This window comes from Streptomyces durocortorensis (genome assembly GCF_031760065.1).
Classification (GTDB): domain Bacteria; phylum Actinomycetota; class Actinomycetes; order Streptomycetales; family Streptomycetaceae; genus Streptomyces.
In genome coordinates, this window is record NZ_CP134500.1 from 3709427 (window position 1) to 3727164 (window position 17738).

Annotated in this window: 17 protein-coding genes; 10 read left to right on the top strand and 7 right to left on the bottom strand. The window is 71.6% G+C overall.

The features are described from left to right. Positions 1 to 57: 57 nt before the first annotated feature. The 5 genes from RI138_RS16370 to paaA are packed head-to-tail and all read right to left on the bottom strand — an operon-like array spanning position 58 to position 3771. Positions 58 to 1116, bottom strand: a complete 1059-nt coding sequence (locus RI138_RS16370; RefSeq protein WP_311120519.1) for a 2Fe-2S iron-sulfur cluster-binding protein — start codon at positions 1114 to 1116, stop codon at positions 58 to 60. Further along, on the bottom strand, positions 1117 to 1614 hold the full coding sequence (gene paaD, locus RI138_RS16375) for a 1,2-phenylacetyl-CoA epoxidase subunit PaaD (protein ID WP_096628873.1): 498 nt from the start codon (positions 1612 to 1614) through the stop codon (positions 1117 to 1119). After that, a complete protein-coding gene (gene paaC, locus RI138_RS16380; RefSeq protein WP_311120520.1) occupies positions 1608 to 2396 on the bottom strand; it encodes a 1,2-phenylacetyl-CoA epoxidase subunit PaaC in 789 nt (262 codons plus the stop codon). The genes paaD and paaC overlap by 7 nt, the downstream gene beginning before the upstream one ends. Continuing rightward, positions 2393 to 2683: a 1,2-phenylacetyl-CoA epoxidase subunit PaaB gene (gene paaB, locus RI138_RS16385; RefSeq protein ID WP_069171673.1), complete on the bottom strand. Its 291-nt coding sequence runs from the start codon at positions 2681 to 2683 to the stop codon at positions 2393 to 2395. Before paaB ends, paaC begins: the two co-directional genes overlap by 4 nt. Then, positions 2680 to 3771: a 1,2-phenylacetyl-CoA epoxidase subunit PaaA gene (paaA, locus tag RI138_RS16390; RefSeq protein WP_311120521.1), complete on the bottom strand. Its 1092-nt coding sequence runs from the start codon at positions 3769 to 3771 to the stop codon at positions 2680 to 2682. The genes paaB and paaA overlap by 4 nt, the downstream gene beginning before the upstream one ends. A 115-nt stretch (positions 3772 to 3886) precedes the next feature. Between paaA and RI138_RS16395 the strand changes: the two genes are divergently transcribed. Genes RI138_RS16395 through RI138_RS16405 form a run of 3 tightly spaced genes read left to right on the top strand, consistent with a single transcriptional unit; the run spans position 3887 to position 6671 of the window. Further along, complete coding sequence (locus RI138_RS16395; protein ID WP_311120522.1) at positions 3887 to 4591, top strand: DUF5819 family protein; 705 nt, start codon at positions 3887 to 3889, stop codon at positions 4589 to 4591. Then, positions 4588 to 5922, top strand: coding sequence for an HTTM domain-containing protein (locus RI138_RS16400; protein ID WP_398863110.1), 1335 nt, complete (start codon positions 4588 to 4590; stop codon positions 5920 to 5922). The genes RI138_RS16395 and RI138_RS16400 overlap by 4 nt, the downstream gene beginning before the upstream one ends. After that, positions 5919 to 6671 carry a TrmH family RNA methyltransferase gene (locus RI138_RS16405; RefSeq protein WP_311120523.1) on the top strand — a complete coding sequence of 251 codons (753 nt, stop codon included), beginning with the start codon at positions 5919 to 5921 and terminating at the stop codon, positions 6669 to 6671. Before RI138_RS16400 ends, RI138_RS16405 begins: the two co-directional genes overlap by 4 nt. Here RI138_RS16405 and paaN read toward each other — a convergent pair whose 3' ends face one another. After that, positions 6672 to 8372 (bottom strand): phenylacetic acid degradation protein PaaN, encoded by a 1701-nt coding sequence (gene paaN, locus RI138_RS16410; RefSeq protein ID WP_311120524.1) that lies wholly within the window; start codon positions 8370 to 8372, stop codon positions 6672 to 6674. It lies immediately after the preceding gene. 123 nt (positions 8373 to 8495) lie between these two features. Between paaN and RI138_RS16415 the strand changes: the two genes are divergently transcribed. Further along, entirely contained in the window at positions 8496 to 9092 is a 597-nt protein-coding gene (locus RI138_RS16415) for a TetR/AcrR family transcriptional regulator (RefSeq protein ID WP_096628864.1), read from the top strand. Between the two features lie 178 nt (positions 9093 to 9270). On the opposite strand, the gene RI138_RS16420 is transcribed toward RI138_RS16415, so the two are convergent. Further along, positions 9271 to 9852 carry an Lrp/AsnC family transcriptional regulator gene (locus tag RI138_RS16420; protein ID WP_311120525.1) on the bottom strand — a complete coding sequence of 194 codons (582 nt, stop codon included), beginning with the start codon at positions 9850 to 9852 and terminating at the stop codon, positions 9271 to 9273. Between the two features lie 231 nt (positions 9853 to 10083). Here RI138_RS16420 and pdhA point away from each other — a divergent pair, with 231 nt between their 5' ends. The 6 genes from pdhA (at position 10084) to RI138_RS16450 (ending at position 17737) form a co-directional block, all read left to right on the top strand. Beyond that, positions 10084 to 11244, top strand: a complete 1161-nt coding sequence (pdhA, locus tag RI138_RS16425) for a pyruvate dehydrogenase (acetyl-transferring) E1 component subunit alpha (protein WP_311120526.1) — start codon at positions 10084 to 10086, stop codon at positions 11242 to 11244. Continuing rightward, positions 11241 to 12272 (top strand): alpha-ketoacid dehydrogenase subunit beta, encoded by a 1032-nt coding sequence (locus RI138_RS16430; RefSeq protein ID WP_311120527.1) that lies wholly within the window; start codon positions 11241 to 11243, stop codon positions 12270 to 12272. Before pdhA ends, RI138_RS16430 begins: the two co-directional genes overlap by 4 nt. After that, positions 12272 to 13885, top strand: a complete 1614-nt coding sequence (locus tag RI138_RS16435; protein ID WP_311120528.1) for a dihydrolipoamide acetyltransferase family protein — start codon at positions 12272 to 12274, stop codon at positions 13883 to 13885. The genes RI138_RS16430 and RI138_RS16435 overlap by 1 nt, the downstream gene beginning before the upstream one ends. A gap of 92 nt (positions 13886 to 13977) precedes the next feature. Then, entirely contained in the window at positions 13978 to 14856 is an 879-nt protein-coding gene (locus RI138_RS16440) for an NTP transferase domain-containing protein (protein WP_311120529.1), read from the top strand. Beyond that, positions 14853 to 16637, top strand: a complete 1785-nt coding sequence (locus RI138_RS16445) for a molybdopterin molybdotransferase MoeA (RefSeq protein WP_311120530.1) — start codon at positions 14853 to 14855, stop codon at positions 16635 to 16637. Before RI138_RS16440 ends, RI138_RS16445 begins: the two co-directional genes overlap by 4 nt. Beyond that, on the top strand, positions 16595 to 17737 hold the full coding sequence (locus RI138_RS16450) for a potassium channel family protein (RefSeq protein ID WP_311120531.1): 1143 nt from the start codon (positions 16595 to 16597) through the stop codon (positions 17735 to 17737). The genes RI138_RS16445 and RI138_RS16450 overlap by 43 nt, the downstream gene beginning before the upstream one ends. Position 17738: the final 1 nt, after the last annotated feature.

Below are 17738 nucleotides of genomic sequence, written 5' to 3' on the forward strand. Positions count from 1 at the left end.
TCGTCAAGATAGAACAGGTTCTATGGGAAGGGAACAGTGCGGCGGTGCGCGGGGGCGTCAGCGGTCGAAGTCCAGCTCCACCTCCGGGGTGAGCGGATGCGACTGGCAGGCCAGCACGAAGCCCGCCTCGGTCTCCTCCGGCTCCAGCGCGAAGTTGCGGTCCATCCGGACCTCGCCCGCGACCAGGAACGCCCGGCACGTCCCGCACACCCCGCCCTTGCAGGCGTACGGAGCGTCCGAGCGGCTCCGCAGCACCGTCTCCAGCAGGGATTCGGAATCCTCCACAGGCCAGCTGCCCGAGCGGCCGTGGAGCGTCGCCGTCAGCGTGGAGTCGGACGGGGCGGCGACCTTGACCACCGTGGCGTCGGAGGGGCTGTCGTCGACGTGGAAGATCTCCTGGTGGATCCGGGACCGGTCGACGCCGAGCGCGCGCAGCGCCTTCTCCGTGCCCTGCACGAGGCCGAGCGGACCGCACAGGAACCAGCCGTCCACCTCCTCCACCGGAAGCATCGCGGGCAGCAGACCGGTGAGCCGTTCGGTGTCCAGCCGCCCGGAGGGGAGACCGGCCGACTGCTCCTCCCGGGAGAGCGCGGTGACCAGCTGGAAGCGGTCCGGATAGCGGTCCTTGAGGTCGGCCACCTCGTCCAGGAACATCGTCGAGGCCGCCGTGCGGTCGCTGCGGATCAGGCAGAACCGTGCGGACGGCTCCCGGTCCAACAGGGTGGCCGCCATCGACAGCACTGGAGTGATGCCGCTTCCGCCGACCACTGCCGCGAACAGGCCGGGACGCGGCTCCAGGACGAAGCGGCCCATCGGGGGCATGGCCTCCACCCGGTCGCCGACGGCCAGCTCCTTCAGGGCGTACGTGGAGAACGCCCCGCCCTCGACCATGCGGATGCCCACCCGCAGTACCGGTTCGCCGGGCTGCTCGGTGGCCGGTGCGCAGATCGAGTACGAGCGGCGGATCTCCTCGCCGTCCACGGTGTAGCGCACGTTCAGATGCTGGCCGGGGGTGTGGCGGAAGGTCTCGCGCAGCTCGGCCGGCACGGCGAGGGTCACGGCCACCGCATCGTCAGTGATCCGTTCGATCGCGCTGACCCGGAGCGGATGGAACATCTACAACTCCTTGAAATGGTCGAACGGTTCACGACAGGCGACGCAGCGGCGCAGGGCCTTGCACGCCGTGGAGGAGAACCGGCTGAGCAACTCCGTTTCCGTGGAGCCGCAGTTCGGGCAGCGCACCGAGAGCGTCAGCGGCACGGGGCCGCCGTCGGCACTGTGGGCGCGCGGCGGCGCGATACCGAACTCGGCGAGCTTGCGGCGGCCTTCGGCGCTGATGTCGTCCGTCGACCAGGCCGGAGCCAGAACCGTGACCACGGAGACCTCCGGCACGCCGTGGTCGTGCAGCACCCGCTCGATATCGGCCGACATTGCCTCGATCGCCGGGCAGCCGGTGTAGGTCGGGGTGAGCCGCACGGTCACCTTGCCCGGTCCGTCCACTGTGACGTCCCGCAGGACGCCGAGCTCCGCGAGGGTCAGCACCGGGAGCTCCGGGTCGGGCACGGAACCCGCGAGACCACGCAGCTCCGCCTCCAGCAGGGTGTCGGTCACCATGACGCCCCCGGGTGGCTGCGGTGCAGATGCTGCATTTCGGCGAGCATGCGGCCGAACGGCTCGGTGTGCAGACCCTGCCGCCCCGCCCCTGCCGCCCAGCCTCCGGACTGCGGGCCCGTCGGGAGCGTCAGCGTGGCCCGCTCGACGACGTCGGTGACGGCGCGGAGCCAACTTCCTTGCAGTGCCTGCCAGTCGATACCTGTGTTGTCGGAGCCGCCGGAGCCGCCGGAGCCGCCGGTGGCGTTGGTGCCGTCGGTGGCGTTGGTGCCGTCGGTGGCGGCGGAGTTGAGGTCTTCGATCGGCTGGAACAGCTCGCCGGTGAACCGCCACAGCGCGTCCAGACCGCTCTGCATCCGGCTGTGGCTCTCCTCGGTACCGTCGCCGAGCCGCAGGACCCACTGCTCGGCGTGGTCGCGGTGGTAGGCCACCTCCTTCACGGCCTTGGCCGCGAGGCCGACGAACTCGCCGTCCCCGGCCGCTAGCCGCTCGTACAGCAGATGCTGATACACGGAGAAGTAGAGCTGCCGGGCGATGGTGTGGGCGAAGTCCCCGTTCGGCTGCTCCACCAGCTGGAGGTTGCGGAAGGCCCGCTCCTCGCGGAGGTAGGCCAGCTCGTCCTCGTCACCGGCGAGCGAGAGCAGCACCCGGGCCTGTCCCAGCAGGTCCAGGGCGATGTTGGCGAGAGCCACCTCCTCCTCCAGGACGGGGGCGTGACCCGCCCACTCCCCCAGCCGGTGCGAGAGCACCAGCGCGTCGTCGCCCAGGGCGAGAGCCGCGCTCACAGGTGCTTCACCCCTTCCGGGATCTCGTAGAACGTCGGGTGGCGGTAGGGCTTGTCCCCGGCCGGCTCGAAGAAGGAGTCCTTCTCGTCGGGGGAGGAAGCGGTGATCGCGGTGGAGGGGACCACCCAGAGCGAGACGCCTTCCGAGCGGCGGGTGTAGAGGTCACGGGCGTTGCGCAGGGCCATCTCGGCGTCGGGCGCGTGCAGGCTGCCCGCGTGGGTGTGGGACAGCCCGCGCCGGGAGCGCACGAACACCTCCCAGAGAGGCCAGTCGGTCGAGCTGCTCATGCCGTCTCCTCCACCTGCTGTGCGGGCTGTGCGGGCTGTGCGGGCGCTTCGGCGGCCAGGGTGGCCGGGCTGTGCTTGGCGGCGTACGCGGCCGCCGCGTCCCGGACCCAGGCGCCCTCCTCGTGGGCCCTGCGACGCTGGGTGATCCGCTGTTCGTTGCAGGGGCCGTTGCCCTTGAGGACCTCGTGGAACTCCGCCCAGTCGATCGCGCCGAAGTCGTGCTGGCCGCGCTCCTCGTTCCACCGGATATCGGGGTCCGGGAGCTCCAGGCCCAGCGCCTCGGCCTGCGGTACGCAGATGTCCACGAAGCGCTGACGCAGCTCGTCGTTGGAGTGCCGCTTGATCTTCCAGGCCATGGACTGCTCGGAGTGGGACGAGGCGTCGTCGGGCGGGCCGAACATCATCAAGGACGGCCACCACCAGCGGTTCACCGCGTCCTGGGCCATGGCGTGCTGGGCCTCGGTGCCACGGCTGAGGGCGAGCAGCAGCTCGTAACCCTGGCGCTGGTGGAAGGACTCCTCCTTGCAGATGCGGACCATGGCGCGGGCGTAGGGGCCGTAGGAGCAGCGGCACAGCGGCACCTGGTTGGTGATCGCCGCCCCGTCCACCAGCCAGCCGATCGCGCCAACGTCGGCCCAGGTCAGCGTGGGGTAGTTGAAGATCGACGAATAGCGCTGGCGGCCTGCGTGGAGCTTGTCGAGCAGCTCCTCACGGCTGGTGCCCAGGGTCTCGGCCGCGCTGTAGAGATAGAGCCCGTGGCCTGCTTCGTCCTGCACCTTGGCCATCAGGATCGCCTTCCGCCGCAGCGAGGGCGCGCGGGTGATCCAGTTCGCCTCGGGCTGCATGCCGATGATTTCCGAGTGGGCGTGCTGGGCCATCTGGCGGACCAGCGTCGCTCGGTAGGCATCGGGCATCCAGTCGCGCGGCTCGATCCGCTCGTCGGCCGCCACGGCCGCGTCGAACGTCACGATGCGCTCCGCGTCCGCCGGGTCCACGGCGTCGGCCGCATTCCCCGCAGCCCCCGCAGGTGCCGCATTCGCCGTGCCGGACGTCCTCTGCGTCGTCTGGTCCGCAGTCACTGCCGCCATCCCGGGCTCCCTACCGACCGATCGTTCGGTTCCTTGACTTCAATGGTGAGTCGGAGGCCCGTAGGGTGTCAACCCTGTGGATAACTGAGCTGTGATCGACGGTGAGCGGGGCGGGATGGATTCGGATCACGACGGGAGCTCTGCCGACGGCAAGCAGGGCGCCGACGGCATAGCCGGGCTCTCCTTCCCCTACCAGGTGGTCGCGGCCCTGGCGCTCTCCCTGATCGGGCTCCTCGCCTGCGCCCACGTGGCCATGGTTTTTCTGCACGTCAGCCCGTCCAACACGGTGACCAAGCAGCACGGGAAAACGATCGACGACTGGGTCTATCCGGAGTTCGAACAGAACTGGAAGCTCTTCGCGCCGAACCCGCTCCAGCAGAACGTCGCCATCCATGTGCGGGCCGACGTGGTGGGGGCGGACGGCCGCCGTACCACCCGTTGGATGAGCCTGACCCACGAGGACGCCAAGGCGATACGCGGCAATCTCTTCCCCAGCCACGTGCATCAGAACGAGCTCCGCCGGGGCTGGGACTTCTACGTCAACTCCCACGACAGCGAGAACCGTCCCAACGGCCTGCGCGGCGATCTCTCCGAGCGGTACATCCGGCGCATTGCGATGCTGCGGCTGAGCGAGCGCGACTACGGCGGCACGATCGAGCGCATCCAGCTCCGCTCCGCCACCACCTCCGTCGCCCCGCCCCCGTGGAGCACCGAGAAGATCAGCACCAAGCCCGTCTACCGCGTACTCCCCTGGTGGACCGTGACCCCGGACGACCTCCCCGCCGACGGCGCGGCGCACGACGTGGAGGACAACCAGTGACCATCCCGCAGCCCTCCGTCCCGCAGCAGCCTGGAGGCCCCGCCCGTCCCGGCGGCGTCCTCGCGCGGGCGCTCCATCGCCTCACCGCCTCGGCCCTCGGCCCGTATCAGAGCGCCGTCGTCCGGATCGGGTTCGCGGCCACCTACCTCTTCTTCCTGCTGCGCGAGTTGCCGCACCGCCATGAGCTGTACGGGCCCGACAGCCCGTGGCGCTGGGATCTGGCCCGCCAGCTCACGGACGGCAACGGCGCCTTCTCCGTCCTCATGTGGACCGACAGCACGCTCTGGTTCGAGGCCGTGTACGTCCTGACCCTGCTGTCCGCAGTGGGACTGCTTCTCGGGTGGCGCACCCGGACCATGTCCGTCCTCTTCATGGTCGGCGTGCTCTCCGTGCAGAACCGCAGCATCTTCATGGGCGACGGCGGCGACAACGTCGTCCACCTCATGGCGATCTACCTGGTGCTGACGCGCTGCGCCCGGGTCTGGTCGCTGGACGCCCGGCGCGCGGCGCGGAACCTGGAGCGTGCGGCGGCGGGACTGCCGCCCGTACGCGACATCGCGGGGCCGGTCCTGTGGGCGGCCCTCGGCCCCGTCCTGGTGATCGCCACCCTGATGGGCGGGTTCGGCGGCACCTGGTGGCTTCCCACCCTGCTGTGGACGGTCTGGCTCTCCGCCGCCGCCTGGTGGGCCGTGAACCGCTACGCGCCGCACGGCGAGCCCCGCGCCCTGCTCGATGTGCTGGCCAACCTCGCGCACAACGCCACGCTCGCCGTGATCATGGCCGAGGTCTGCCTGATCTACGCGACCGCCGGCTGGTACAAGATCCAGGGCTCGCGCTGGCAGGACGGCACCGCGCTCTACTACCCGCTCAAGCTCGACTACTTCACTCCGTGGCCCGCCCTGTCGGACATCCTGGCCTCCAGCGGGCTGATGGTGATGGTGCTGACGTACGGCACGGTCATCGTCCAGGTCGCCTTTCCGTTCACGCTGTTCAACCGGCGGGTCAAGAACGTCCTGCTGGCCGTGATGATCTGCGAGCACGCGGGGATCGCCCTGCTGCTCGGGCTGCCGTTCTTCTCTATGGCGATGATCGCTGCCGACGCGGTGTTCCTGCCGACCGCCTTCCTCGTGTGGCTGGGGGGACGGGCCGCCCTCGGCAGGCAGCGGCTGTTCTCCCGGCTGCCGGGCCGGGCAGCCGCAACGCCCCGGGCGCCCGGCGCTGCGGACGGGCCGCCGGACGCCGAGGGGGCCGGGCCGGGCAAGGGCGGCCCCGGCGGTACGGAGGAGCCCCGGCTCCACGGTGGCGGTGGGGGCCATACGCTCGTCGGGTGAGCAGTGAGATCGGCAGAACCCCAAGGCCCGCGGCAGAGCCCGTAGAGCCCGACCAGCAAGCAGAACCCCCGGAGTCCGTCCCGCACGCAGAACCCGCGGAGCCTCTCCAGTACGACGACGGGTACGGGCAGGAGATCGGCGTCGGGCCGCATCCGCTGCCGTGGCCCGAGGACGAGCGTTACGACCCCGAGCTGCTGGCCCACGGAGACCGGCGCAACGTCGGCGACGCGTACCGCTACTGGACGCGCGAGGCGATCGTCGCCGACCTCGACCTGCGTCGGCACGACTTCCATGTGGCCGTGGAGAACTGGGGCCACGACTTCAACATCGGTTCCGTCGTCCGGACCGCCAACGCCTTCCTGGCGAAGGAGATCCACATCGTGGGTCGTCGGCGCTGGAACCGGCGCGGCGCCATGGTCACCGACCGCTACCAGCATGTGCGCCACCACCCCGACACGGCGGACCTGACCGCGTGGGCGGCGGCCGAGGGGCTGCCGATCATCGGGATCGACAACCTCCCCGGCGCCGTACCGCTGGAGCGCACCGAGCTGCCCCGCCGGTGCGTCCTGTTGTTCGGGCAGGAGGGGCCCGGTCTGACCGAGGAGGCACGCAACCACGCCACGATGGTGTGCTCGATCGCCCAGTTCGGCTCGACCCGGTCCATCAACGCGGGGGCCGCGGCAGCGATCGCGATGCACGCGTGGGTGCAGCGCTACGCCGATGTCCCCGACCCTCGGTACACCCGCTAGCTACGCCTGGCGGCGCACCTCCACCACGCGGAAGCGGTTGGCGACGAAGGCTCCGTCGCACAGGGCCGCGTTCGCGGCGGGGTTGCCGCCGGAGCCGTGGAAGTCGGAGAAGGCCGCGGTCTGGTTGACGTAGACCCCTCCGGTCAGGTTCAGCGAGAGCTGAGCCGACTCGTCCAGGCAGACGTCCTCGATGCCGCGCTCCACCTCGGGGGACGTGGTGTACGCGCCGACCGTCATGGCGCCCTTGTCACGGATCGTGCGGCGGAGCAGATCCAGGGCGGCGGACGTCGACTCGACCGCTACCGCGAAGGACACCGGACCGAAGCATTCCGAGAGGTACGCCGCGCTGTCGTCGGTCTTGGTCCCGTCGAGCTTGACGAGGACCGGCGTACGTACGACCGCGTCGGGGAACTCGGCGTTCGCGACCGTACGTGAGGCCAGAGCCACCTCGCCCAGCTCACCGGCCGCCTCCACCCGGGCCTTCACGTCCGGGTTGACCAGCGCGCCGAGCAGGGCGGCGGCGCGGGCGTCGTCGCCGAGCAGGCCGGTGACAGCGGCCGCGATGTCGGTGACCACGTCGTCGTAGGACTTGGTGCCGTCGTCCGTGGCGATGCCGTCCCAGGGGATCAGGAGATTCTGCGGTGTGGTGCACATCTGGCCGCTGTACAGGGAGAGCGAGAACGCCAGATTGGCGAGCATGCCCCGGTAGTCGTCGGTGGAATCGACGACGATCGTGTTGACGCCGGCCTTCTCCGTGTAGACCTGGGCCTGGCGGGCGTTGTCCTCCAGCCAGTCGCCGAAGGCGGTGGAGCCGGTGTAGTCGATGATCCGGATCTCGGGGCGGACCGCCAGGGTCTTGGCGATGCCCTCACCGGGCCGCTCGGCGGCCAGTGCGACCAGATTCGGGTCGAAGCCCGCCTCGACCAGCACCTCGCGGGCGATGGACACCGTGAGGGCCAGCGGGAGCACGGCGCGCGGGTGCGGCTTGACCAGCACCGGGTTGCCCGTGGCGAGGGAGGCGAAGAGGCCGGGATAGCCGTTCCACGTGGGGAACGTGTTGCAGCCGATGAGCAGCGAGATGCCGCGGCCGGACGTGATGAACGACTTGTGCAGCTTCAGCGGATCGCGCTTGCCCTGCGGCTTGGCCCAGTCGGCGGTCTCAGGGGTGCGGACCTGCTCCCGGTAGGCGTACGCCACGGCCTCCAGACCGCGGTCCTGGGCGTGTGGCCCGCCTGCCTGGAACGCCATCATGAAGGCCTGGCCGCTGGTGTGCATCACCGCGTGGGCCAGCTCGTGGGTGCGGGCGCTGATCCGCGACAGGATCTCCAGACAGACCAGGGCCCGGACCTCCGGACCGGCGGCCCGCCAGGCGGCCATGCCGGCCTTCATCGCGGGAAGCAGGACATCCAGGTCTGCGTGCGGATACTCGACGCCGAGCTCCGGCCCGTACGGCGAGATCTCGCCGCCCGCCCAGCCGTCGGTGCCGGGCTGCGCGAGGTCGAGCCGGGTGTTCAGCACCGCGTCGAACGCTGCCTTGCCCTCGGCCGCCCCGAGACTGCCCGGTGCGCCGCCCTCGCCGTACGCCTTCGGGTGCTCGGGGTGCGGCGACCAGTACGCGCGGGTACTGATCGCGTCGAGGGCCTGGTCGAGCGTGGGCCGGTGGGTCTCGGACAGCTGCTGGGGGGTGAGCACGGCGGCCATGGCGGACCAACTCCTCATCGAGCCGGGCAGGAACGTACGGACGGAGTTAGAGTAACCGAACGATCGGTCGGGACAAGGGGCCCCAGGAAACCTGTGGACAACTCATGGGGGAGGATCGCGGACATGACCACGGCCAAGCGGGACACGTACACCCCGGAGACCCTGCTCACCGTCGCCGTCCGAGTCTTCAACGAGCGCGGCTACGACGGCACGTCCATGGAGCATCTCTCCCGGGCTGCGGGCATCTCGAAATCCTCCATCTACCACCATGTGGCGGGCAAGGAGGAGCTGCTGCGGCGAGCCGTCAGCCGGGCGCTCGACGGGCTCTTCGGGATCCTCGACGAGCCGGGGGCGCTGCGCGGGCGCGCGATCGAGCGGGTCGAGTACGTCACGCGGCGCACGGTTGAGGTGCTGATGGCCGAGGTGCCCTACGTCACGCTGCTGCTGCGGGTGCGCGGCAACACGAAGACCGAGCGCTGGGCGCTGGAGCGGCGGCGCGAGTTCGACCAGCGGGTCTCCGAGCTGCTCCAGGCCGCGGTGGCCGACGGGGACCTCCGGGCGGACGTGGACATACGGCTGGCGACCCGGCTGCTGTTCGGCATGGTGAACTCGCTGGTCGAGTGGTATCGCCCGCAGCCCGGCGGTTTTCCGGGCGAGGACCAGCTTGCCGACACGGTGGTCCAGCTGGCCTTCGAGGGGATGCGGGCCAACGGCCGTTGAGCGCCCCGACGTGCGCGGGGTGTTCGGTGCAGCCCTCCTCAGCTTCAGTGCAGCCCGGCTCAGCTCGGCTCGGCCTCAGTGCAGCCCGGCTCAGCTCGGCTCGGCCTCAGTGCAGCCCGGCTCGGCTCGGCTCGGCTCAGCTTCAGTGGAGCTCAGCCCGGCTCAGCTCTAGTGCAGCTCAGCTCAGCTCTGTCGGACGGTCCGGGAGGGGGTCGAGGTCCGTCTCCTCGAACACCAGCAGCGTGCGCGTCGAGAGCACCTCGGGGATGGACTGGATGCGGGTGAGGACCAGCTCGCGCAGCGCCCGGTTGTCCGGTGTGTGCACCAGCAGCAGGACGTCGAAGTCGCCGCTGACCAGAGCGATATGGGTGGCCCCGGGCAGCGCCTGGAGCTGCTCGCGCACGGTGCGCCAGGAGTTCTGCACGATCTTGAGCGTGATGTACGCGGACGCGCCCTGCCCCGCCCGCTCATGGTCGACCCGGGCGCCGAAGCCGCGGATCACGCCGTCCTCGACGAGCCGGTTGATACGGGCGTAGGCGTTGGCACGCGAGACGTGGACCCGTTCGGCGACCGACCGTATCGAGGCGCGGCCGTCCGTCTGGAGGATGCGCAGGATGTCGCGGTCGATGGTGTCCAGCGGCCGCGCGGGCGGAACCGGGGGCGGGGCCGGGGAGGGAGCCGGGGGCGGAACCGACGGCGGCACCCCGGGTTCGACCTGGCCGGGGTCCTCACCCCTGTCGGCCATTTGTTCAGCGGCCATCTGCCCGCGCCTCCCTGTTGTGGACGACTTGCCTCTATCCCAGGCTGTGGAGAACCGTTTGTCCACAGGCTGGCGGTGCCTGTAGCCAAAATGCGCTCGCGACCGAACAATCGGTAGGTGAGACACACCACACTCGTGCCTCGCCCATTCCTCGATATCTCGCCATCCCGCTCCCTCTCGACACTCCCGATCGACACCCCTCGATCCCCTCGATGCCAGGAGGTGCTTCTCATGACGGTCCAAGAGCTGCCCGGCGCGGCCGCCCACCGGCCCACGCCGCCCCCGGCCTGGAAGCCGATCACCGACCCCGCCCCGCTGCTCCCGGACCCGGAGCCCTACCGCGTGCTCGGTACGGACGTGGTGGCCGACGTCGATCCCGAGCTGCTGCTCCGGCTCCACGCCGAGCTGGTCCGGGGCCGCCGGTACAACGCCCAGGCCACCGCGCTGACCAAGCAGGGCCGCCTGGCCGTCTATCCGTCGAGCACCGGCCAGGAGGCGTGTGAGGTCGCCGCCGCCCTGGTCCTGGAGGACCGCGACTGGCTCTTCCCCAGCTACCGCGACACCCTGGCGGCCGTCGCCCGCGGCCTCGACCCGGTCGAGGCCCTGACCCTGCTGCGCGGCGACCGGCACACCGGCTATGACCCGCGCGAGCACCGCATCGCCCCGCTGTGCACCCCGCTCGCCACCCAGCTTCCGCACGCCGTGGGGCTGGCGCACGCGGCCCGGCTCAAGGGCGACGACGTGGTGGCTCTCGCCATGGTCGGCGACGGCGGCACCAGCGAGGGCGACTTCCACGAGGCGCTGAACTTCGCGGCGGTCTGGAAGGCCCCGGTCGTCTTCCTCGTACAGAACAACGGCTTCGCGATCTCCGTGCCGCTGGCCAAGCAGACCGCCGCCCCCTCCCTCGCCCACAAGGCCGTCGGATACGGGATGCCGGGCCGCCTCGTCGACGGCAACGACGCCGCCGCCGTGCACCAGGTGCTCGGCGAGGCGGTGGCCCGGGCCCGGCGCGGTGAGGGCCCGACCTTGGTCGAGGCCCTCACCTACCGCATGGAGGCCCACACCAACGCCGATGACGCCACGCGCTACCGGGCCGACAGCGAGGTCGAGGCCTGGCGGGCACATGACCCGGTGCAGCTGCTGGAGCGGGAGCTGACCGATCGCGGACTGCTCGACGACGCGGGCATCGAACAGGCGCGGGAGGCGGCCGAGCGCATGGCGGCCGCGCTGCGCGACCGGATGAACGCCGATCCGGTGCTGGAGCCGATGGATCTCTTCACCCATGTGTACGCCGAGCAGACCAGCCAGCTCCGGGAGCAGTCCGCCGCCCTGCGCGCCGAGCTGGACGCCGAGCACGACCACCACGAGCACAGCGCGGAGGCGGGACGATGACCACCGCGGCAGCGACCGCCGACGGAAGTACGGCGAAGGCCAAACCGGCCAGCATGGCGCAGGCTCTCGGGCGCGCGCTGCGGGACTCCATGTCCGAGGACCCCACCGTCCATGTGCTCGGTGAGGACGTGGGCACGCTCGGCGGGGTCTTCCGGATCACCGACGGGCTGGCGAAGGAGTTCGGCGACGAGCGGTGCACCGACACCCCGCTCGCCGAGGCGGGCATTCTGGGCGCGGCCGTCGGCATGGCGATGTACGGGCTGCGTCCCGTGGTGGAGATGCAGTTCGACGCCTTCGCCTACCCGGCTTTCGAGCAGCTGATCAGCCATGTCGCCAAGATGCGCAACCGCACTGGGGGAGCCATGCCGCTCCCCATCACCGTGCGGGTGCCGTATGGCGGCGGGATCGGCGGGGTCGAGCACCACAGCGACTCCTCCGAGGCGTACTACATGGCCACGCCCGGCCTGCACGTCGTCACACCGGCCACGGTCGGGGACGCGTACGGGCTGCTGCGTGCGTCGATCGCCTCGGACGACCCGGTGGTCTTCCTGGAGCCGAAGCGGCTCTACTGGTCCAAGTCCGACTGGTCGCCCGAGGCCCCCGCAGCGGTCGAGCCGATCGGCAGGGCCGTCGTCCGCCGCCCCGGGCGCAGCGCCACGCTGATCACGTACGGGCCCTCCCTGCCGGTCTGCATGGAGGCGGCCGAAGCGGCGGTCGCCGAGGGCTGGGACCTCGAAGTGGTGGACCTGCGCTCGCTGGTGCCGTTCGACGACGAGACGGTGGCCGCGTCGGTGCGACGCACCGGGCGCGCGGTCGTCGTCCATGAGTCGTCCGGCTTCGGCGGGCCCGGCGGGGAGATCGCGGCCCGGATCACCGAGCGCTGCTTCCACCACCTGGAGGCTCCGGTGCTGAGGGTGGCCGGGTTCGACATCCCCTACCCGCCGCCCATGCTGGAGCGGCACCATCTGCCGGGGGTCGACCGGGTGCTCGATGCGGTGGCCCGGTTGCAGTGGGAGGCGGACAGCTGATGGCCCAGGTGCTCGAATTCAAGCTGCCGGACCTAGGCGAGGGTCTGACCGAGGCGGAAATCGTGCGTTGGCTGGTGGAGGTCGGCGATGTCGTCGCGATCGACCAGCCAGTCGTGGAGGTCGAGACGGCCAAGGCCATGGTGGAGGTGCCGTGCCCCTACGGAGGCGTGGTGACGGCCCGCTTCGGTGAGGAAGGGACGGAACTCCCGGTCGGGGCGCCCTTGCTGACGGTCGCGGTCGGAGCGCCGGAAGGGTCGGAGACCTCGTGCCCCGCCTCCCCCGGAGCGGCCTCCTCCGGTCCTGCGGGCGCCGGGGGCGGGGCGGCCGCCGACGGTTCGTCCCCGTCTTCCGGTTCCGCCGCCCCGGAGCCCTCGGACGGGTCGGGGAACGTGCTCGTGGGATACGGCACGGGCGCACCGGCCGCCCGGCGTCGGCGCATCCGGCCGGGCGGGCTGACATCCGCCCGGGGCTCTGCCGCCGGTGGCCTGTCTGCTCATGGCTCCGCCCATGGTTCTGCTCCTGGCCCTGCTCATGGTTCTGCCACCTCCGTACCGGCTCCAGCTCCGGCTCAGGCTCCAGCCTCGATTCCGGCCCCGGCTCCGGCCGTGACCGCGCCCGTGGTCGACGGTGTCGAGCGGGGTCAGCCGGACGCGGCGGACCGGCAGGGGCCCGTGGCGGTGGTTTCCCCACTTGTACGCCGACTGGCCCGGCAGCACGACATCGATCTGCGACGCCTGGCGGGCTCCGGCCCCGACGGGCTGATCCTGCGGGCCGACGTGGACGCCGCGATCAGCCGGGCGGAGGAGACCGCGCGAGCCGCGACCCGTACGGCGGCAGGGGCGGCTGTCGCGAGCGCGGCCGCGTCCCACGCTTCCCCGGTCCTCGCGGGTGCGGGGGCATCGACCGCCCCGGCCACCGAGCGGATTCCGCTGCGCGGGGTGCGGGGAGCGGTCGCCGACAAGCTGTCGCGGAGCCGGAGCGAGATCCCGGACGCCACCTGCTGGGTGGACGCGGACGCCACCGAACTGATGGCGGTCAGGGCCGCGATGAACGCGGCGACGGGCCCGTCCGCCGGGCCGAAGGTGTCGGTTTTGGCCCTGCTGGCGAGGATCTGCACGGCCGCGCTGGCCCGGTTCCCGGAGCTCAACTCCACCGTGGACACGGAGGCCCGGGAGATCGTCCGGCTCTCCGGGGTGCACCTCGGGTTCGCGGCCCAGACCGAACGGGGCCTCGTCGTTCCGGTCGTCCGGGACGCGCACACCCGCAACGCCGAGTCGATCGGGGCGGAGATCGCCCGGCTGACCGAGCTGGCGCGGACCGGGAAGCTCAGCCCGTCGCAGCTGACGGGCGGTACGTTCACGCTGAACAACTACGGGGTGTTCGGGGTCGACGGTTCCACGCCGATCATCAACCACCCGGAAGCGGCGATGCTAGGGGTGGGCCGGATCATGCCCAAGCCCTGGGTGCACAACGGCGAGCTGGCCGTGCGTCAAGTCGTCCAGCTTTCGCTCACCTTCGACCACCGGGTGTGCGACGGTGGAACGGCGGGTGGCTTCCTCCGCTACGTGGCGGACTGCGTGGAGCAGCCTGCGGTGCTGCTGCGCACTGTGTAGAGCCGGTCGGCGTGCGGACGCCCCCTCCGGGCCCGGCCTTGTCAGCCACCCCGGAGGGGGCGTCGGCCACCGGCGCCGCCCATACTCGACGCATGACCGCCTATGACGTGATCGTCCTCGCCGGCGGGGCCGCGAAGCGGCTCGGCGGCGCCGACAAGCCGGCAGTCCGGGTGGGGGGCCGGGCGCTGCTCGACCGGGTCCTCGCGGCCTGCGCCGGGGCGGGTGCCACGGTCGTGGTCGGCGGTCGGCGGCCCACCGCCCGGCCGGTCACCTGGACGCGGGAAGTACCCCAGGGAGGCGGCCCGTTGGCGGCGCTCGGCGCGGGGTTGCGGCTGACGACGGCCGAGCGCGTCCTCGTCCTCTCCGCCGACCTGCCGTTCCTGGGCGCGGGCACGGTCGAGGCGCTGCTCGCCGCAGCCGAAGAGGGGGGCCGGGAAGGCGCCCTGTGCACCGACCCCGACGGGCGCGACCAGCCGCTCGTGGCCGCCTATCGCGCCGAGCCGCTCCGCCGGGAGCTGGCACTCATCGCCACCGAGCACGGCAGCCTCGCCGGGCTCCCGCTGCGGCTGCTGACCGCGGAGCTGGATCTGGCCCGAGTCGATGCCGGACCACACGCCGCGTTCGACTGCGACACTTGGGACGACATCGCCGCCGCCCGGGCCCGGATCAGGGAGCATGGGGCCGTGCTGGACGAATGGATCACCTCGGTCAAGAACGAACTCGGAATCGAACTCGACGTCGACACCGGTGTCCTGCTCGACCTCGCCCGTGACGCCGCGCACGGAGTCGCCCGCCCCGCCGCCCCGCTCACGACCTTCCTGGTCGGATACGCGGCAGCCAGGGCGAGCGCCGACGCGGGGCCGGAAGCGGCCGCCGCTGCGGTCGCGGACGCCGCCCGCAAGGTCACCGCCCTTGCGCTGCGCTGGGAAGCGGAAGCGGATTCGGGCGGCGAAGGGGCCGGGACGCCATGACCGCTCCCCACTCGCCCGGCCCCGAGTCCGGCCGCGACTTCTCCGCCGCCGGATCCGGGAGCGACCTCGCACGTGCTGCGGAGGAGCAGGCCGTCGAGCAGGCCCTCGCCCTGGTCGGCGGGGGCGGTTGGGACCCGGGCAGGGATCAGGCCGGGGACCCGGGCAGAGACCCGGCCAGGGACCCGGGCAGAGACCCGGGCAGGGATCCAAGCAGGGATCTGGGCAAGGACCTAGGTAGCGACCTCGGCAGGGACCTAGGCACGGAACCGAGCAGAGGAATGAGCGACGGTCCTGGCAGCGGTTCCAGAGGTGGCCTGGGCAATGGCCCCAGCGGCAGCATCAGCGGAAGCACTGGGGGCAGCACCGCCGACGACCCCCACACCAACTCCAACGGCAGTCCCAGCGACGGCACCCTCGGCCCCGGACCCCGCGCCCCCGAGCTCCACGCCCCGCCCCTCCCCTGGGAGCGGGCGCGGGCGGTTGCCGCCCGGGCGGGGCGGGGAGGACCGGGTGCCGTCATCCGGCTGCCGCTCGACCGCGCGCTAGGGCACGTGCTCGCCGAGGCGCTCGGCGCGCTCACCGACCTGCCGTCCTTCGACACCTCGGCGATGGACGGCTGGGCGGTCGCCGGACCGGGACCGTGGGCGTACGAGTCCGGGGCGGGGCTCCTCGCCGGGCGCCGCGAGCCCTCCGCGCTGTCCGACGGAAACGCCGTACGGATCGCCACCGGCGCCCGTGTCCCGCCCGACACCACGGCGGTCATTCGGAGCGAGCACGCCCACGCCGACGAGGCCAAGGGGCTGCTGCATGGCCGGCGGCCCGTCGTCACCGGCCAGGACATCCGGCCCCGGGGCCAGGAGTGCCGTTCCGGCGAGCAACTCGTCCCGGCCGGGACCGTCGTGACCCCGGCCGTGCTCGGGCTCGCCGCCGCCGCCGGGTATGACGCGCTGCCCGTCGTCCCCCGGCCACGCGTCGACATCCTCGTCCTCGGCGACGAGTTGCTTGCCGCCGGGCTGCCGCATGACGGGCTGATCCGCGACGCCCTCGGGCCCATGCTCGGCCCCTGGCTGCGGGCCCTGGGCGCCGAGGTCTCCGGGCCCGTCCGCCTCGGGGACGACGCCGGGGCGCTGCGGGAGGCGATCATCGCCTCCGACGCCGACGTGATCGTCACCACCGGCGGCACCGCCGCCGGCCCGGTCGACCATGTGCACGTCGTTCTCGACGGCCTTGGGGCGGAGCTGCTGGTCGACGGGGTGGCCGTACGCCCCGGCCACCCCATGCTGCTGGCGCGATTGCCTGCTTCCGGACAGCCGGACGGGACATACTCGCGGCAGGACGGGCCGTACACGCGGCAGGACGGGACGTGTTCACAGCAGGACGGGCCGCATCCGTATCTACGGCCGGACGGGCCCTACCTGGTTGGGCTGCCCGGCAATCCGCTCGCGGCCGTGTCGGGGCTGCTGACGCTCGCCGAGCCGCTGCTCGCGGGCATCGCGGGCCGACCGGACCAGGACGCGTACAGGGCTCTCGTTCACGCCGAGGTGCCCGGGCATCCGCGGGACACCCGCCTCGTCCCCGTAGTGCATCGCGCGGGCGGGGCGGGCGGTCGGGACCATGTCGCCCCCCTCCGCTACAACGGTCCCGCGATGCTGCGGGGGATCGCCGCGGCGGACGGGTTGGCCGTCGTGCCCCCGGGCGGGGTACGGTCCGGCACCGAGGTGGAGATTCTGGATCTCCCATGGGCCCCGGCGACGCCGTGGACGGAAGGGTGTTTCACGTGAAACTTCCCGGCCATGACGCGATGGCCAGGAGAGCTGACGAACTGGTCGCGCCGACGAGGGTGATGCTCCCCCGCCGGGTCGTCTCCGGGCCGGCCCGGCAGGTCGCCAAGCGCCTGTTGATGGCGCTGCTCGTGCTGGCCGCGACCGTGCTGATCGTCTGGCTCGACCGTGACGGCTACAACGACAACGCCGACGGCAAGGTCGACCTGCTGGATGCGGTCTACTACGCGACGGTCACCCTCTCCACCACCGGGTACGGCGACATCACACCGCAGAGCGACGGGGCTCGGCTGATCAATGTGGTGCTTGTGACGCCGCTGCGCGTGATATTCCTGATCATCCTGGTCGGCACCACTCTCGAAGTCCTCACGGAACGGACCCGGGAGGACTTCCGGCTGAAGCGTTGGAGAGCCAACTTGCGTGACCATACCGTCGTCGTCGGATTCGGTACGAAGGGCCGGTCGGCGATTCTGACTCTCCGCGCCACCGGCCTGACGAAGGAGCAGATCGTCATCGTCGATCCGGCTTCCAAGGTGGTCGAGGCCGCCAACGCGGAGGGCTACACCGGGGTGCTCGGCGACGCCACTCGCAGCGATGTGTTGCTGCGCGCCGAGCTTCAGAAGGCACGTCAGATCATCATCGCCACCCAGCGCGACGACACCGCCGTTCTGGTGGCTCTGACGGCACGCCAGCTGAACCGCCGGGCGAAGATCGTGGCAGCCGTCCGCGAGGAGGAGAACGCGCCGCTGCTCCGGCAGTCCGGTGCCGACGCCGTGATCACCAGTGCCAGCGCCGCCGGACGGCTGCTGGGCCTCTCCGTCCTCAGCCCGAGCGCGGGCACCGTGATGGAGGACCTGATCCAGCAGGGCAGTGGCCTCGACCTGATCGAACGGCCGGTCATAAAGGCAGAGGTGGGCAAGAGTGTGCGGGAGGTCGACGACCTGGTCGTCAGCGTGCTGCGCGGGCACCGGCTGATCGGTTACGACGATCCGGCGGCCAGCCCGTTGCAGTTGACGGACCGGGTCATCACCATCGTGCGGGTGAGCCCCAGTTCGGCTTCGGTGCCGTATGACCCGATGCCCCCGCACCAGCGCCCCTGAG

Coding starts and splice junctions, on each gene's coding strand:
- RI138_RS16445 (WP_311120530.1), top strand. CDS start 14,853: ATGACCGCTCCCCACTCGCCCGGCCCCGAGTCCGGCCGCGACTTCTCC.
- paaD (WP_096628873.1), bottom strand. CDS start 1,614: ATGGTGACCGACACCCTGCTGGAGGCGGAGCTGCGTGGTCTCGCGGGT.
- RI138_RS16395 (WP_311120522.1), top strand. CDS start 3,887: ATGGATTCGGATCACGACGGGAGCTCTGCCGACGGCAAGCAGGGCGCC.
- RI138_RS16430 (WP_311120527.1), top strand. CDS start 11,241: ATGACCACCGCGGCAGCGACCGCCGACGGAAGTACGGCGAAGGCCAAA.
- paaA (WP_311120521.1), bottom strand. CDS start 3,771: ATGGCGGCAGTGACTGCGGACCAGACGACGCAGAGGACGTCCGGCACG.
- RI138_RS16435 (WP_311120528.1), top strand. CDS start 12,272: ATGGCCCAGGTGCTCGAATTCAAGCTGCCGGACCTAGGCGAGGGTCTG.
- RI138_RS16440 (WP_311120529.1), top strand. CDS start 13,978: ATGACCGCCTATGACGTGATCGTCCTCGCCGGCGGGGCCGCGAAGCGG.
- RI138_RS16370 (WP_311120519.1), bottom strand. CDS start 1,116: ATGTTCCATCCGCTCCGGGTCAGCGCGATCGAACGGATCACTGACGAT.
- paaN (WP_311120524.1), bottom strand. CDS start 8,372: ATGGCCGCCGTGCTCACCCCCCAGCAGCTGTCCGAGACCCACCGGCCC.
- pdhA (WP_311120526.1), top strand. CDS start 10,084: ATGACGGTCCAAGAGCTGCCCGGCGCGGCCGCCCACCGGCCCACGCCG.
- RI138_RS16450 (WP_311120531.1), top strand. CDS start 16,595: ATGGGCCCCGGCGACGCCGTGGACGGAAGGGTGTTTCACGTGAAACTT.
- RI138_RS16420 (WP_311120525.1), bottom strand. CDS start 9,852: ATGGCCGCTGAACAAATGGCCGACAGGGGTGAGGACCCCGGCCAGGTC.
- RI138_RS16415 (WP_096628864.1), top strand. CDS start 8,496: ATGACCACGGCCAAGCGGGACACGTACACCCCGGAGACCCTGCTCACC.
- paaB (WP_069171673.1), bottom strand. CDS start 2,683: ATGAGCAGCTCGACCGACTGGCCTCTCTGGGAGGTGTTCGTGCGCTCC.